The sequence below is a fragment of the Streptococcus sp. genome (genome assembly GCF_032481935.1).
In the GTDB taxonomy this organism is placed as follows: domain Bacteria; phylum Bacillota; class Bacilli; order Lactobacillales; family Streptococcaceae; genus Streptococcus.
Map to the genome: position 1 here is coordinate 26,028 of NZ_JAWERU010000001.1, position 15,711 is coordinate 41,738.

The window sequence follows — 15,711 nt, forward strand, 5'->3', positions numbered from 1 at the left end:
CAAGCTATCTATAAATATGATAAAATAAGTAGAAAATAAAATGAAAAAAGAGGTATGTGAAATGTCACGTAAACCATTTATTGCTGGTAACTGGAAAATGAACAAAAACCCAGAAGAAGCAAAAGCATTCGTTGAAGCTGTAGCATCAAAACTTCCTTCATCAGACCTTGTTGAAGCAGGTATCGCAGCTCCTGCAGTTGATTTGACTACTGTACTTGCTGCTGCTAAAGGTTCAAACCTTAAAGTTGCTGCTCAAAACTGCTACTTTGAAAATGCTGGTGCTTTCACTGGTGAAACTAGCCCACAAGTTTTGAAAGAAATCGGTACTGACTACGTTGTTATCGGTCACTCAGAACGTCGTGACTACTTCCACGAAACAGACGAAGACATCAACAAAAAAGCAAAAGCAATCTTTGCTAACGGCATGCTTCCAATCATCTGTTGTGGTGAGTCACTTGAAACTTACGAAGCTGGTAAAGCAGCAGAATTCGTAGGTGCTCAAGTTTCAGCTGCTCTTGCTGGATTGACTGCAGAACAAGTAGCTTCATCAGTTATCGCTTATGAGCCAATCTGGGCTATCGGTACTGGTAAATCAGCTTCACAAGACGACGCACAAAAAATGTGTAAAGTTGTTCGTGACGTTGTAGCTGCTGACTTCGGTCAAGAAGTAGCTGACAAAGTACGTGTTCAATACGGTGGTTCAGTTAAACCTGAAAACGTTGCTGAATACATGGCTTGTCCAGACGTTGACGGAGCTCTTGTTGGTGGTGCATCACTTGACCCAGAAAGCTTCTTGGCATTGCTTGACTTTGTAAAATAAGCCTTAAATATCTGAGACAGACAGTTCCCCCTCTCGAGGTTTTGGCTGCCTGTCTTCTTTTTAGTAAAAAGGCGTGCGAAAGCACGCTCTTTTCTGCATTTTATACTCAATGAAAATCAAAGAGCAAACTAGGAAGCGAGCCGCAGGCTGTACTTGAGTACGGCAAGACGAAGCTGACGTGGTTTGAATTTGATTTTTGAAGAGTATTAGAAGAAAAAGAAAGGAGAATCATGCTTTATATTTGGTCTTATCTCAAACGCTATCCCAAGTGGTTAGTGTTAGACTTTCTCGGGGCAATTTTCTTTGTCATTGTCAATCTAGGTTTACCAACAGTTTTAGCCCGCATGATTGACCAGGGAATCAACCAAGGTGATCAGGATAAACTCTATTTTTGGGCCGTAATCATGTTGGTTATTATCGTCTTGGGAACATTTGGACGGGTTGTTCTGGCTTATGCTGCTAGTAAACTGACCACGAATATGGTTAAGGACATGCGGGATGATGTCTATGCTAAGCTGCAAGAGTACTCTCATCATGAGTACGAGCAAATTGGTGTGTCTTCACTAGTCACTCGTATTACTAGTGATGCCTTTGTCCTCATGCAGTTTGCGGAACAAACGCTTAAGTTGGGTGTTATCACTCCTATGATGATGTTATCAAGTATTCTCATGATTTTCTTGACGAGTCCTTCACTGGCCTGGATTGTCGCTTTTTCCGTTCCTTTTCTAGCTGTAGTAGTCATTTATGTGGCGGTCAAAACCCGTCCTTTATCTGAAAAACAACAGAAAACACTGGATAAGATTAACCAGTATGTCCGTGAAAATTTGATGGGACTACGAGTGATTCGTGCCTTTGCTCGTGAAGACTTCCAAGAAAACCGTTTTGAAGAGAAAAATGCAATCTATGCAGACAATTCCAATCGCTTGTTCAAATTGACTGGTTTGACGGAACCACTTTTTGTGCAAATCATTATTGCCATGATTGTAGCTATCGTTTGGTTTGCTCTAGACCCTCTCAAACAAGGAAGTTTGCAGATTGGGGATTTGGTAGCCTTCATCGAGTATAGTTTCCACGCCCTCTTGTCCTTCCTCTTCTTGTCAAACCTTTTTACCATGTATCCTAGAACGGCCGTATCCAGTGAACGTTTGAAGGAAATCATGGACATGCCCATTTCCATTGATCCAAATGAGGACGGAATTCAAGAAACAGAAACACATGGTTACTTAGAATTTGATAATGTGACCTTTGCCTATCCTGGGGAAACAGAAAGCCCTGTCTTACATAACATTTCCTTTACTGCTAAACCGGGAGAAACCATTGCTTTTATCGGTTCGACTGGGTCAGGTAAGTCTACTCTGGTTCAATTGATTCCTCGATTCTACGATGTTACGCTGGGGAAAATTAAGGTTGATGGTGTTGATGTACGGGATTACCGTCTCAAATCACTCCGTCAGAAGATTGGATTTATTCCACAAAAGGCCTTGCTTTTTACTGGGACTATCGCAGACAATCTCCGTTACGGGAAAGAGGATGCCAGTCATGAGGACTTGCACCAAGCAGCTGATGTAGCCCAAGCCAAAGACTTTATCGAAAGTCGAGAAGAAGGTTTCGCAACGCATCTGGCCGAAGGGGGAAGCAATCTATCAGGTGGTCAGAAACAACGTTTGTCGATTGCACGAGCAGTTATCAAGGGTCCAGATATCTATATCTTTGACGATTCTTTCTCAGCCTTGGACTACCGTACAGATGCTATCTTACGCCGTCGTCTCAAGGAAGTGACTCAAGATGCAACGGTTTTGATTGTCGCTCAACGTGTTGGAACTATCATGGATGCTGACCAGATCATTGTCCTTGATAAGGGTGAAATCGTTGGTCGTGGCCGTCATGAAGAATTGATGGAGACCAATGACATCTATCGAGAAATTGCTGAGTCGCAGCTGAAAAATGCGTCTCTGACAGAAGAATAGGAGGTAAAGGATGAAACAACAATCTAGTCTAGCTCGTCTATGGAGCTATTTAAAAGCCTACCGTTTTTCTGTTTTCTTTGCAGTCTTTTTGAAGATAGTCAGCGTTATTATGAGTGTTATCGAGCCTTTCGTATTAGGGCTTGCCATCACAGAATTAACCAGTAATCTTCTTGATATGGCAAATGGTGTTGCAGGAGCGGGTATCAATACCAGCTATATCGCAGTAATTCTAGTAATCTATCTCTTGCGTGGGCTTCTTTACGAGTTGGGGTCTTACTACTCAAATTACTTTATGACCAATGCGGTGCAGTCCATGATACAGGATTTGCGAAATGAAATGAGCGAAAAAATCAACCGCATCCCTGTGTCTTACTTTGACAAGCACCAGTTTGGAGATTTGTTAGGCCGTTTTACCAGTGATGTAGAGACTGTTTCAAATGCCCTTCAACAATCCTTCTTACAGATTGTCAATGCAGTCTTTACCATTCTTTTTGTTATGGGAATGGTGCTCTATCTAAATCTTCAGTTGGCTATCATTGTTATCTTGTCGATTCCGATAACTTATTTTGGGGCTAAAACGATTCTGAATCGTTCGCAACCATACTTTAAACAGCAGGCAGCCATTCTAGGACGTATGAATGGATTTGTACAGGAAAACTTGACAGGTTTCAATGTCCTCAAACTTTTTGGTCGTGAAGAGAACTCTCAAGAGAGGTTTGAGAAGATTACGGATGAATTGCAACAGGTCGGATTTAAGGCTAGCTTTATTTCAGGATTGATGATGCCAGCCCTTCATATCGTGTCTGATTTAACATACTTAATTGTAGCTGTCTTAGGTGGATTGCAGGTTATTGCAGGGCGCTTGACGATTGGTAATATGCAAGCTTTCGTTCAGTATGTGTGGCAAGTTAGCCAGCCGATCCAAAATATCACTCAATTAACTGGACAAATGCAAAGTGCTAAGTCTTCGCTTGATCGTGTCTTCGAAGTTCTAGATGAAAAGGAAGAAGTCCAAACTGCTGAAGTGAAAGAACTTGCACCATTGACAGGTCAAGTTAGTTTCAAAAATGTCGATTTCCAATATGTAGAAAACAAACCATTGATTCGCAATTTTAACTTAGATGTTGAACCTGGAGAGATGGTAGCTATCGTTGGACCTACTGGAGCGGGGAAAACAACCTTGATTAACCTTCTCATGCGTTTTTACGATGTGACAGCTGGTGCCATTTTAGTGGATGGGCAAGATATTCGTGACCTGTCTCGTCAGGACTATCGTCGCCAGTTTGGGATGGTCTTACAGGATGCCTGGCTCTATGAAGGCAGTATCAAGGAAAATCTTCGCTTTGGAAATCTTGAGGCAACAGATGAAGAAATCGTTGAAGCTGCTAAGGCGGCCAATGTTGACCACTTTATCCGCACCCTTCCTGGTGGCTACAACATGGAAATGAACCAAGAGTCAAGTAATATTTCTCTTGGGCAAAAACAGTTGCTAACTATCGCGCGTGCACTCTTAGCGGATCCAAAAATTCTAATCCTTGATGAAGCAACCTCATCAGTCGATACACGCTTAGAGCTTTTGATTCAAAAAGCTATGAAGCGTTTGATGAAGGGAAGAACAAGCTTTGTCATTGCCCATCGACTTTCGACTATTCAGGAAGCTGACAAGATTTTGGTGCTGAAAGATGGACAGATAATCGAACAGGGAAATCATGAGAGTCTCCTAGCTGCAAAGGGTTTCTATTATGACCTTTATCAAAGTCAATTCTCTAATAAAAACAGGGAAAATAACTAAAAAAACATCTGCTCACTTTCTTAAATTATCAGTCTATTACAACTTTTTTAATATGGGTTAATTTTCTTGCTTTTGTCTACTAGGTGTAGTATACTGAGATAGTAATCAATAAATATGGTTGCAAAAATAATATTATGAGGTGAGAAAAATGGTAGAATTGAAAAAAAATGCATTAAAAGACGTAGCAACATTATCTAAACCAGCGGCAGAAGCGCTAGTAAATACAAAGGAAGTTTTGAATCAAGCAGTAGCAGACTTGTATGTAGCCCATATCGCTCTTCATCAAGTACACTGGTACATGCGTGGACGTGGATTCATGGTATGGCATCCTAAGATGGATGAATACATGGATAGCCTTGATGGTTACCTTGATGAAATCAGCGAACGCTTGATTACACTTGGTGGCAAACCATACTCTACTTTGACAGAATTCCTTCAACACAGTGAAATCGAAGAAGAAGTTGGAGAGTTCCGCAATGTAGAAGAAAGTTTGGAACGTGTTCTTGAAATTTATCGTTACCTCATCACTCTTTTCCAAAAAGCCTTGGATGTAACAGATGAAGAAGGTGATGATGTAACCAATGATATCTTCGTTGGTGCTAAGGCAGACCTTGAAAAAACTGTCTGGATGCTTGCAGCAGAATTAGGACAAGCACCTGGTTTGTAAGATACTCTATTTTGTCAAAAATCCGTAGAAAGTTTCTACGGATTTTTTCTATTTCGGAGGGCGTTCCAAAACAGTCTTTTTTCAAGATTTTTGATAAAATAGAACTATCAATAAAAAGGATGAAAGCATGACAAAGAAAATCGTAGCCATCTGGGCTCAAGATGAAAAGGGTGTAATCGGAAAAGAGGATCGCTTACCATGGCATTTGCCAGCAGAGTTAAAACATTTTAAAGAAACAACCTTGAATCATGCCATCTTGATGGGACGTGTCACCTTTGATGGAATGGGACGACGTTTGCTTCCAGGACGTGAGACTCTGATTTTGACGCGCAATCCTGAAGAGTCCATTGAGGGTGCTCTGGTTTTCCAAAATGTTGAGGATGTTTTAGACTGGTATCAGAACCAGGATAAAAATCTCTATATCATTGGGGGCAAGCAGATTTTTCAGCTTTTTGAACCTTATCTCGATGAGATTATTGTGACACAAATCCATGCTCAAGTTGAAGGGGATACTTTTTTCCCAGCAGATTTTGACTTGACTGTTTTTGAGACTCTTGCAAGTAAATCTTATACTAGAGATGAGAAAAATGTCTTTGATTTTACCATCGAATATAGAAAGAGAAAGGAAGTCTAATGGAGCGCAGTATTTTTGGATTTTTCACAGCTCTTTTGTGTGCTGTCTGTCTTGTAGCTGGAACACACGCTTTTCGTAAAAAGCGCTTTGGACTTGCTACTCTACTTTGGCTTAATGCTTTTACAAACCTGGTGAATAGCATTCATGCTTTTTATATGACCTTATTTTAGATAGAAAAATCATTTAGAACGGAAGGGAATCATGCCTACAAATAGGAAAAATGATATGATGGTTTATTGCTCATTTTGTGGCAAAAGCCAAGAAGAAGTTAAAAAAATAATCGCTGGGAACAACGCCTTTATCTGTAATGAGTGTGTGGAGTTAGCCCAGGAAATCATTCGTGAGGAGTTGGCAGAGGAAGTCCTAGCAGACTTGTCTGAAGTACCAAAACCAATCGAACTCCTAAACATCTTGAACCACTATGTGATCGGTCAAGATCGTGCCAAACGTGCCTTGGCAGTGGCTGTATATAATCACTACAAACGCATCAATTTCCATGACACTCGTGAAGAGTCAGAAGATGTGGATTTGCAAAAATCAAACATTTTGATGATTGGCCCAACTGGTTCAGGGAAGACTTTCCTTGCTCAAACACTTGCTAGAAGTTTGAATGTACCATTTGCCATTGCAGATGCAACAGCTCTTACTGAGGCTGGTTATGTAGGTGAGGACGTGGAAAATATCCTCCTCAAACTCTTGCAGGCAGCTGACTTCAACATCGAACGTGCAGAACGTGGAATTATCTATGTAGATGAGATTGACAAGATTGCTAAGAAGAGCGAGAACGTGTCTATCACACGTGATGTTTCTGGTGAAGGGGTGCAACAAGCCCTTCTCAAGATTATCGAAGGAACTGTAGCTAGTGTACCACCGCAAGGTGGACGCAAACATCCACAACAAGAAATGATTCAAGTGGATACAAAAAATATCCTCTTTATCGTGGGTGGTGCCTTCGATGGCATCGAAGAGATTGTCAAACAGCGTCTGGGTGAAAAAGTGATTGGTTTCGGACAAAACAACAAGGCCATTGACGAAAATAGTTCTTACATGCAAGAAATCATCGCAGAAGATATTCAAAAATTCGGTATTATTCCTGAGTTGATTGGACGCTTGCCTGTCTTTGCAGCTCTGGAGCAGTTGACAGTAGATGACTTGGTTCGCATTTTGAAAGAGCCTAGAAATGCCTTGGTCAAACAATACCAGACCTTGCTTTCTTATGATGATGTTGAGTTAGAATTTGACGACGAAGCCCTCCAGGAAATTGCTAACAAAGCAATCGAACGCAAAACTGGTGCGCGTGGTCTTCGCTCAATCATCGAAGAAACTATGCTAGACGTTATGTTTGAAGTTCCAAGTCAAGAAAATGTGAAAACAGTTCGTATCACAAAAGAAGCGGTTGACGGAACGGCTAAGCCAATCCTAGAGACAGCCTAGAGGTGACTATGGAAATCAATACACACAATGCTGAGATTTTGCTGAGTGCAGCCAACAAGTCCCACTATCCACAGGATGAACTTCCTGAGATTGCGCTCGCAGGTCGCTCAAATGTTGGTAAATCTAGTTTTATCAATACCATGCTCAATCGAAAAAATCTAGCTCGTACCTCTGGGAAACCAGGAAAAACACAACTACTTAATTTCTTTAACATTGATGATAAGATGCGTTTTGTGGATGTGCCCGGTTATGGTTATGCTCGTGTTTCCAAAAAGGAACGCGAAAAGTGGGGTCGCATGATTGAGGAGTACTTAACCACTCGTGAAAATCTTCGAGCGGTTGTTAGTCTTGTTGACCTTCGTCATGATCCGTCAGCAGATGATGTACAGATGTACGAGTTTCTTAAGTATTATGAGATTCCTGTCATCATTGTGGCGACCAAGGCAGACAAGATTCCGCGTGGTAAATGGAACAAGCACGAATCAGCTATAAAAAAGAAATTAAATTTTGATCCAAGCGATGATTTTATCCTCTTTTCATCCGTAACAAAAGCAGGAATGGATCAAGCTTGGGATGCTATTTTAGAAAAATTGTGAGGAATACATATGGCAAAAACAATTCATACAGATAAAGCTCCAAAGGCAATCGGACCTTACGTTCAAGGAAAAATCGTTGGCAATCTTTTGTTTGCTAGCGGTCAAGTTCCACTATCTCCTGAAACTGGAGAAATCGTAGGAGAAACGATCCAAGAACAGACTGAACAAGTTTTGAAAAACATTGGAGCTATTTTGGCAGAAGCGGGGACAGATTTTGACCATGTTGTCAAAACAACTTGCTTTTTGAGTGATATGAACGACTTTGTACCTTTCAATGAGGTGTACCAAACAGCCTTTAATAAGGAATTTCCAGCTCGTTCAGCTGTAGAAGTAGCTCGTCTTCCTCGCGATGTAAAAGTCGAAATTGAAGTCATTGCAGAGATTGGATAAGCGAGTTGAAGTTTGGTTCTTCCAAACTTCTTTTGATATAAGGAGACAATGATGACAAAGAAACAACTTCACCTGGTGATTGTGACAGGAATGAGTGGTGCAGGAAAAACTGTAGCCATTCAATCCTTTGAGGATTTAGGATATTTTACCATTGATAATATGCCGCCTGCACTCTTACCAAAATTTTTGCAGTTGGTTGAGACCAAGGATGATGACCACAAGTTAGCCCTAGTGGTTGATATGCGTAGTCGTTCTTTCTTCTCAGAAATTCAGGCTGTCTTGGATGAATTGGAAAATCAAGATGATTTAGACTTTAAAATCCTCTTTTTGGATGCAGCAGATAAGGAATTGGTGGCACGCTATAAGGAAACTAGAAGAAGTCACCCTCTGGCAGCAGATGGTCGTATCTTGGACGGGATCAAGTTGGAACGCGAACTTTTGGCACCCTTGAAAAATATGAGTCAAAACGTAGTAGACACAACAGAGTTAACTCCCCGTGAACTTCGTAAGACGATTGCAGAGCAATTTTCAGATCAAGAACAGGCTCAGTCCTTCCGTATTGAGGTTATGTCTTTCGGGTTTAAATACGGCATTCCCATTGATGCTGACTTAGTTTTTGATGTCCGTTTCCTCCCAAATCCCTACTATCTACCAGAACTTCGCAATCAGACAGGTGAAGATCAGGCCGTTTATGACTATGTCATGAATCATGAGGAATCTGAAGATTTCTACCGCCATTTGTTGGCCTTGATTGAACCAATCCTACCTGGCTATAAAAAAGAGGGCAAATCAGTTTTAACCATTGCAGTAGGTTGTACAGGTGGGCAACATCGGAGTGTTGCCTTTGCCAAACGATTAGCCAATGATTTGTCTAAGAATTGGTCTGTAAATGAAAGTCATCGTGATAAAGACCGAAGAAAGGAAACGGTAAACCGTTCATGAGAAAACCAAAAATTACGGTGATTGGTGGAGGAACTGGAATCCCTGTTATTTTAAAAAGTTTGCGGGAAAGAGATGTTGACATTGCAGCCATTGTAACTGTTGCTGATGACGGAGGTTCTTCAGGTGAACTGCGTAAAAATATGCAGCAGTTGACACCACCTGGGGATTTACGCAATGTCCTTGTGGCCATGTCAGATATGCCAAAGTTCTATGAGAAGGTTTTTCAATACCGCTTCTCTGATGATGCAGGTGCCTTTGCTGGACATCCTCTGGGGAATATTCTCATAGCAGGGCTTTCTGAAATGCAGGGTTCAACCTATAATGCCATGCAATTACTGAGTAAATTTTTCCATACGACAGGTAAGATTTATCCATCTAGTGATCATCCCTTAACCTTGCACGCAGTCTTTAAAGATGGTTCAGAAGTAGCTGGGGAAAGTCACATTGCAGATCATTCAGGCATGATTGATCATGTTTACGTCACCAATACCCTGGATGATGAAAAACCACAAGCAAGTCGTCGAGTTGTGAATACCATTCTTGAGAGTGATATGATTGTCTTAGGGCCTGGTTCACTCTTTACCTCCATTTTGCCGAATATCGTCATTGAAGAGATTGGAAAAGCCCTTCTTGAAACCAAAGCAGAGGTGGCTTATGTTTGCAATATCATGACCCAACGTGGTGAGACTGAGCATTTTACAGATAGTGATCATGTGGAAGTCTTGCAACGTCATTTGGGTAGACCATTTATTGATACTGTGCTTGTTAATATCGAGAAGGTACCTAGAGATTATATGGATACCAATCGTTTTGATGAGTATTTAGTACAGGTTGAGCATGATTTTGAAGGCTTACGTAAGCAAGTCCCACGTGTCATTTCATCCAACTTCCTACGTTTGGAAAATGGTGGCGCCTTCCACGATGGGGATTTAATCGTTGATGAATTGATGCGCATCATACAGGTGAGAAAATGAGTTTCACAGTAGCAGTAAAAGAAGAAATCCTAGGTCAACACCACCTGAGTCGCTATGAGTTATCAGCCATTATCAAGATGTCTGGAAGCGTAGGTTTGTCTAGTTCTGGCTTGACCTTATCCGTTGTTACAGAGAGTGCCAAGCTTGCCCGCCATCTCTATGAATCGTTCTTGCACTTTTATGGTATCAAGTCGGAGATTCGTCATCATCAGAGAAGCAATCTTCGTAAAAATCGGGTCTATACTGTGTTTACAGATGAACAAGTCCAAGAACTTTTAGCGGATTTGCGTTTGGCTGATTCTTTCTTTGGTCTGGAGACGGGAATTGATCCGGATATTTTAGAAGATGAAGAAGCAGGTCGTGCCTATCTTTGTGGTGCATTTTTAGCAAATGGGAGCATTCGAGATCCCGAGTCAGGCAAGTATCAGCTGGAAATTAGTTCAGTTTATCTGGACCATGCCCAAGGGATCGCTTCGCTCTTGCAGCAGTTCTTGTTAGATGCCAAGGTGATTGAACGAAAAAAAGGTGCAGTGACCTATCTCCAGCGAGCAGAAGATATTATGGATTTCCTGATTTTAGTAGGAGCTATGCAGGCGCGAGATACTTTTGAAGGTGTCAAGATTCTCCGAGAAACTCGAAATGACCTCAATCGTGCCAATAATGCAGAGACAGCAAATATTGCTCGTACGGTTTCAGCGAGTATGAAAACCATTAATAATATCAGTAAAATCAAAGATAGAATTGGCTTGGATAATCTGCCAGCAGATTTGCAGGAAGTTGCCCGTCTGCGTATTCAGCATCCAGACTATTCTATTCAAAAGTTGGCAGATAGTCTGACAAATCCCTTAACCAAAAGTGGTGTCAATCATCGCCTGAGAAAGATCAACAAAATCGCAGAGGAACTGTAAAACCACGAATCGTATGATTCGTGGTTCTTTTCTTATAGACTTGTAGAGTGTTTTGGTTGTACTTTTTGTTCGGGGTCAATGTAGTTAATGGCATTATTAACAGCAGTTGGTGCTTCCCCTAGACCAGTCGCAATCAAGTCAATCTTACCTTCGTAGTAGCAGCAGTCACCGATAGCATAAATTCCAGCTTGGCTTGACTCTTGCTTGCTATTGACGATAATCTTGTGGCGGTTCAGTTCTAATCCCCATTTTTTAAGATTACCGACAGAAGATTTAAAGCCATAGTTGACAAAGAGGTGGTCCAATTCAATGGTTTCGGTTTCATCGGATTTGACTTTTGTGATTTCAAGCTTGTCAAGAGTTTGGCCGTCACCAAGAAGTTGACTCGGCACAAATGGTGTTTTGATAGTTACAGAAGACTCTTGCAAGGCTTGTACGCTATGCTCAAGTGCACGGAAGTTATCGCGACGGTGAACAAGTGTAGTTGGAGCAATCTTTTCAAAAGCTAAAGCCCAGTCAACGGCTGAGTCACCACCCCCCAGGATGGTTACCTTCTGACCAGCATATTGTTGAATGTTAGAAACGTGGTAGTGGATATTGTCATAGCCTTCAACACCTTCTAATTCGAGTGGACGTGGTTTGAAAGCCCCGCCTCCCATAGCAATAATAACGGTTTTAGAAGTATGATCTCCCTTATTGGTTGTAATCTTAAAAACACCATCCTCTTTTTCAATCTCAAGAACAGTTTCATTGAGGTGAACAGGTGTCTCAAACCCTTCAAGTTGTTCCAAAAGGCGGTTAGTCAATTCTTCCCCTGTAAGGTTTGGAAAACCTGGAACATCGAGAATTTGTTTTTCAGGATATAGGATGGCAGGTTGACCACCTAGTTGAGGAAGAGAATCGATGATTTGTACTTTGGCTTGACGAAGGTGAGCATAAAAGGCTGCGAAAAGACCGACAGGTCCACCTCCTACAATGGTAATATCATATAGTTCAGACATGGTTTCTCCTTAATTCATTTCTATCATTTTATTCTATCATATTTTCTACCAATTTAAAATGAAGTAGGGGGAAGAAAATTTTCATATAAAATGATATAATGAAGAGTAGCTTTTTTATGGAGAGGAGGCCTAGAATGAATTTTCAGCAATTATCTAATCTTCAATACTGGTCTAGTTTATTTTCCAGTCCTTGGAGTATTCTGATAAATGTGATTGATATTCTTATCGTTGCCTATATCTTATACCAATTTACAAAATCAATTGCAGGGACCAAGATTATGATCCTGGTTCGAGGTGTTTTAGTTTTTATCTTAGCTCAGATAGTAGCAAATACCCTGGGCTTGACGACTATTTCTTGGTTGATCAATCAATTGATTACTTACGGTGTTATCGCAGCGGTTGTTATTTTCTCTCCAGAAATTCGGACAGGTTTAGAGCGCTTGGGACGTGCGACTGATTTCTTTTCAAGTACACCAATGAGTTCAGAAGAACAGATGATTCAGGCCTTTGTTAAAGCGGTAGAATATATGAGCCCTCGGAAAATTGGAGCACTTGTATCAGTTCAGCGTGTCAGAACCTTGCAGGAATATATTTCCACGGGGATTCCTTTAGATGCTAAAATTTCTGCAGAACTCTTAATCAATATCTTCATTCCAAACACACCTTTACATGATGGTGCAGTCATTATAAAAGGTGATCGAATAGCTGTAACATCTGCTTATCTTCCACTTACTGAAGACACTGGTATTTCTAAGGAGTTTGGAACGCGACACCGTGCAGCCATTGGTTTATCTGAGGTTTCTGATGCTCTCACTTTTGTGGTATCAGAGGAGACTGGAGGTATTTCCATTACCTATAATGGTGTCTTTAAGCATGATTTAACGATGGAAGAATTTGAGGAAGAGCTACATCGCATCCTGATTCCGGAAAATTCACAAGAGCCAAGCTTAACAGAACGTATATTAGGAGGCTGGAAGAATGAAAAAAAATAGTTTATATATCATCTCCTCACTCCTCTTTGCTTGCGTTTTATTTATTTACGCTACCTCTATTAATTATCAAAATAATAATAATGCAAGACCGGCTCGAACAGAAACCTATACCAATACGGTCGTAAATGTACCGATTGATATTCAGTACGATAGTGAGCAGTATTTTATTAGTGGTTTTAGTTCAGAAGTAACGGTATTTTTAACTGGATCCAATCGAGTAACCTTGGCTAGTGAGATGCAAGAAAGCACTCGTAAATTTAAGGTTACTGCAGATTTAACACAGGCTACCGAAGGAACCATTGAAGTTCCCTTGACGATTGAGAATCTTCCAAGCGGTTTAACAGCCCTAGCAACACCGCAGAAAATCACCGTTAAAATTGGGAAGAAAGCAACACGGGATAATTTACCAGTCACTCCACAGATTGACTCTGGTAAGGTTGATGAACGAATTCTCATCGATAGTGTGACTGTTTCAGATGAACGCGTTTCGGTTACTAGTGATGCTGATACCTTATCCAAGATTGATAAGATTGTGGCTGTTTTACCAACTAGTGAAAAAATTACAGGAAATTATACGGGTTCAGTTCCTCTACAAGCTATTGATAAGAATGGAACAGTTTTACCAACGGTGATTACACCCTATGAAACAACTATGAAAGTAACGACGAAACAAGTTCGATCAGCAAGTAGTTCTAGCTCATCAACGACAAGCTCATCTTCGGGCAGTTCGTCTTCAACTGGTTCTGAAACCAAGCCAGACTCTTCAAAGAATGACTAAAAAAACAATAGAAAAGGATATAACATGGGTAAATATTTTGGAACGGACGGAGTCCGTGGAGAAGCAAACGTAGAATTAACGCCAGAATTGGCCTTTAAACTTGGTCGTTTCGGAGGTTATGTCCTCAGTCAACATGCGACGGAAGCACCTAAGGTTTTCGTAGGACGTGATACACGTATTTCAGGTCAAATGCTTGAAGCTGCTCTTATTGCTGGACTTCTTTCAGTGGGAATTCACGTTTATAAACTTGGTGTACTTGCAACACCAGCAGTAGCATACTTGGTTAAAACTGAGGGAGCAAGTGCAGGTGTCATGATTTCAGCTAGTCACAACCCAGCCCTTGATAACGGAATTAAATTCTTTGGTGGTGACGGTTTTAAACTTGACGATGACAAGGAAGCAGAAATCGAAGCCTTGCTTGATGCGAGCGAAGATACTCTTCCACGTCCAAGCGCTGAAGGTTTAGGTACTGTTGTTGATTATCCAGAAGGTTTGCGCAAGTACGAAGCCTACCTTGTTTCAACTGGAACTCCTCTTGAAGGAATGAAGGTGGCCTTGGATACTGCCAACGGTGCAGCTGCAACAAGTGCTCGTCAAATTTTTGCAGACCTAGGTGCTCAATTAACGGTTATCGGAGAAACTCCAGATGGACTAAACATCAACTTGAACGTTGGTTCAACTCATCCAGAAGCCTTGCAAGAACTTGTAAAAGAAAGCGGGTCAGCTATTGGTTTGGCCTTTGATGGTGATAGTGACCGTTTGATTGCTGTTGATGAAAATGGTGAAATTGTCGACGGTGATAAGATTATGTATATCATCGGGAAATACCTTTCTGAAAAAGGTCAATTGGCTCAAAATACGATCGTAACAACAGTTATGTCCAACCTCGGTTTCCATAAGGCCTTGGATCGTGAAGGAATCAATAAAGCAGTCACTGCTGTTGGAGACCGCTATGTAGTTGAAGAAATGAGAAAATCTGGCTACAATCTCGGAGGTGAGCAGTCTGGTCACGTTATCTTGATGGACTACAATACAACTGGTGATGGTCAGTTATCAGCTGTGCAATTGACGAAGATCATGCAAGAAACAGGTAAGAGCTTGTCTCAGTTGGCTTCAGAAGTGACTATTTACCCACAAAAATTGGTCAATATCCGTGTGGAAAATGCCATGAAAGAAAAAGCTATGGAAGTTCCTGCTATCAAGGCTATTATCGAGAAGATGGAAGCAGAAATGGCAGGAAATGGTCGCATCCTAGTTCGTCCTAGCGGAACAGAACCACTCTTGCGTGTCATGGCTGAAGCCCCAACCACTGAGGAAGTAGACTACTATGTAGACACTATTGCTGAAGTTGTTAAAACTGAGATTGGTATTTAGTAAATCTAGCAGAAAATAAAAAAATATGGTACAATGGCAACTATATTGTACCAATGGAGATGAAAATGAATTTAAAACGTGAACAAGAATTTGTTAGTCAGTATCACTTCGATGCGCGTAACTTTGAATGGGAAAATGAAAATGGAGCACCTGAAACTAAGGTTGATGTAAACTTCCAGTTGCTTCAGCATGATCAAGAAAATCAAGTTACCTCTTTAGTAGTTGTTTTGAGCTTTATGATTGTCTTTGATAGATTTGTCATTAGTGGAACGATTTCTCAAGTCAATCATGTTGAAGGTCGTATTATCGACCAACCAAGTGATTTCAGCCAAGAAGAAGTTGAGACACTAGCTCGTCCATGTTTGGATATGCTTAATCGTTTGACTTATGAAGTAACAGAAATTGCCCTTGATTTACCGGGAATTAATTTGGAGTTTTAAGA

At 41.0% G+C, this 15,711-nt stretch carries 16 protein-coding genes; 15 read left to right on the plus strand and 1 reads right to left on the minus strand.

Going from position 1 to position 15,711, the window contains the following annotated elements; translation table 11 throughout:
* Nucleotides 1-61 precede the first annotated feature (61 nt).
* The 11 genes from tpiA (at nucleotide 62) to whiA (ending at nucleotide 11,124) form a co-directional block, all read left to right on the plus strand.
* A complete protein-coding gene (gene tpiA, locus E7C97_RS00115; RefSeq protein WP_000087902.1) occupies nucleotides 62-820 on the plus strand; it encodes a triose-phosphate isomerase in 759 nt (252 codons plus the stop codon).
* A gap of 230 nt (nucleotides 821-1,050) precedes the next feature.
* Entirely contained in the window at nucleotides 1,051-2,787 is a 1,737-nt protein-coding gene (locus E7C97_RS00120; protein WP_075228089.1) for an ABC transporter ATP-binding protein, read from the plus strand.
* 10 nt (nucleotides 2,788-2,797) lie between these two features.
* On the plus strand, nucleotides 2,798-4,579 hold the full coding sequence (locus E7C97_RS00125) for an ABC transporter ATP-binding protein (RefSeq protein ID WP_316107480.1): 1,782 nt from the start codon (nucleotides 2,798-2,800) through the stop codon (nucleotides 4,577-4,579).
* 148 nt (nucleotides 4,580-4,727) lie between these two features.
* Nucleotides 4,728-5,246: a Dps family protein gene (locus E7C97_RS00130; protein WP_316107482.1), complete on the plus strand. Its 519-nt coding sequence runs from the start codon at nucleotides 4,728-4,730 to the stop codon at nucleotides 5,244-5,246.
* A gap of 127 nt (nucleotides 5,247-5,373) precedes the next feature.
* Entirely contained in the window at nucleotides 5,374-5,880 is a 507-nt protein-coding gene (locus E7C97_RS00135) for a dihydrofolate reductase (RefSeq protein ID WP_316107484.1), read from the plus strand.
* Nucleotides 5,881-6,081: 201 nt separating this feature from the next.
* Nucleotides 6,082-7,314 (plus strand): ATP-dependent Clp protease ATP-binding subunit ClpX, encoded by a 1,233-nt coding sequence (gene clpX, locus E7C97_RS00140; RefSeq protein WP_006145154.1) that lies wholly within the window; start codon nucleotides 6,082-6,084, stop codon nucleotides 7,312-7,314.
* 8 nt (nucleotides 7,315-7,322) lie between these two features.
* Entirely contained in the window at nucleotides 7,323-7,910 is a 588-nt protein-coding gene (gene yihA / locus E7C97_RS00145; RefSeq protein WP_049494688.1) for a ribosome biogenesis GTP-binding protein YihA/YsxC, read from the plus strand.
* A 9-nt stretch (nucleotides 7,911-7,919) separates the two neighbouring features.
* Nucleotides 7,920-8,300, plus strand: a complete 381-nt coding sequence (locus E7C97_RS00150; RefSeq protein WP_001140424.1) for a RidA family protein — start codon at nucleotides 7,920-7,922, stop codon at nucleotides 8,298-8,300.
* Between the two features lie 51 nt (nucleotides 8,301-8,351).
* The gene (rapZ, locus tag E7C97_RS00155) at nucleotides 8,352-9,242 is read left to right on the plus strand and encodes an RNase adapter RapZ (RefSeq protein ID WP_004252192.1); all 891 of its coding nucleotides are present in this window, start codon (nucleotides 8,352-8,354) and stop codon (nucleotides 9,240-9,242) included.
* Nucleotides 9,239-10,216: a YvcK family protein gene (locus E7C97_RS00160; RefSeq protein WP_316107494.1), complete on the plus strand. Its 978-nt coding sequence runs from the start codon at nucleotides 9,239-9,241 to the stop codon at nucleotides 10,214-10,216. Before rapZ ends, E7C97_RS00160 begins: the two co-directional genes overlap by 4 nt.
* Complete coding sequence (whiA, locus tag E7C97_RS00165; protein WP_049510249.1) at nucleotides 10,213-11,124, plus strand: DNA-binding protein WhiA; 912 nt, start codon at nucleotides 10,213-10,215, stop codon at nucleotides 11,122-11,124. Before E7C97_RS00160 ends, whiA begins: the two co-directional genes overlap by 4 nt.
* A gap of 32 nt (nucleotides 11,125-11,156) precedes the next feature.
* Here whiA and E7C97_RS00170 read toward each other — a convergent pair whose 3' ends face one another.
* Entirely contained in the window at nucleotides 11,157-12,125 is a 969-nt protein-coding gene (locus E7C97_RS00170; protein WP_316107496.1) for an NAD(P)/FAD-dependent oxidoreductase, read from the minus strand.
* Between the two features lie 134 nt (nucleotides 12,126-12,259).
* On the opposite strand from E7C97_RS00170, the gene cdaA reads away from it, so the two are divergent.
* From cdaA to E7C97_RS00190, 4 genes are all read left to right on the plus strand, one after another.
* A complete protein-coding gene (cdaA, locus tag E7C97_RS00175; protein WP_316107497.1) occupies nucleotides 12,260-13,117 on the plus strand; it encodes a diadenylate cyclase CdaA in 858 nt (285 codons plus the stop codon).
* Nucleotides 13,104-13,895, plus strand: coding sequence for a CdaR family protein (locus E7C97_RS00180; RefSeq protein ID WP_316107498.1), 792 nt, complete (start codon nucleotides 13,104-13,106; stop codon nucleotides 13,893-13,895). The genes cdaA and E7C97_RS00180 overlap by 14 nt, the downstream gene beginning before the upstream one ends.
* A gap of 24 nt (nucleotides 13,896-13,919) precedes the next feature.
* A complete protein-coding gene (gene glmM, locus E7C97_RS00185; protein WP_316107499.1) occupies nucleotides 13,920-15,269 on the plus strand; it encodes a phosphoglucosamine mutase in 1,350 nt (449 codons plus the stop codon).
* A 65-nt stretch (nucleotides 15,270-15,334) separates the two neighbouring features.
* Entirely contained in the window at nucleotides 15,335-15,709 is a 375-nt protein-coding gene (locus tag E7C97_RS00190) for a DUF1149 family protein (protein WP_001050093.1), read from the plus strand.
* Nucleotides 15,710-15,711: the final 2 nt, after the last annotated feature.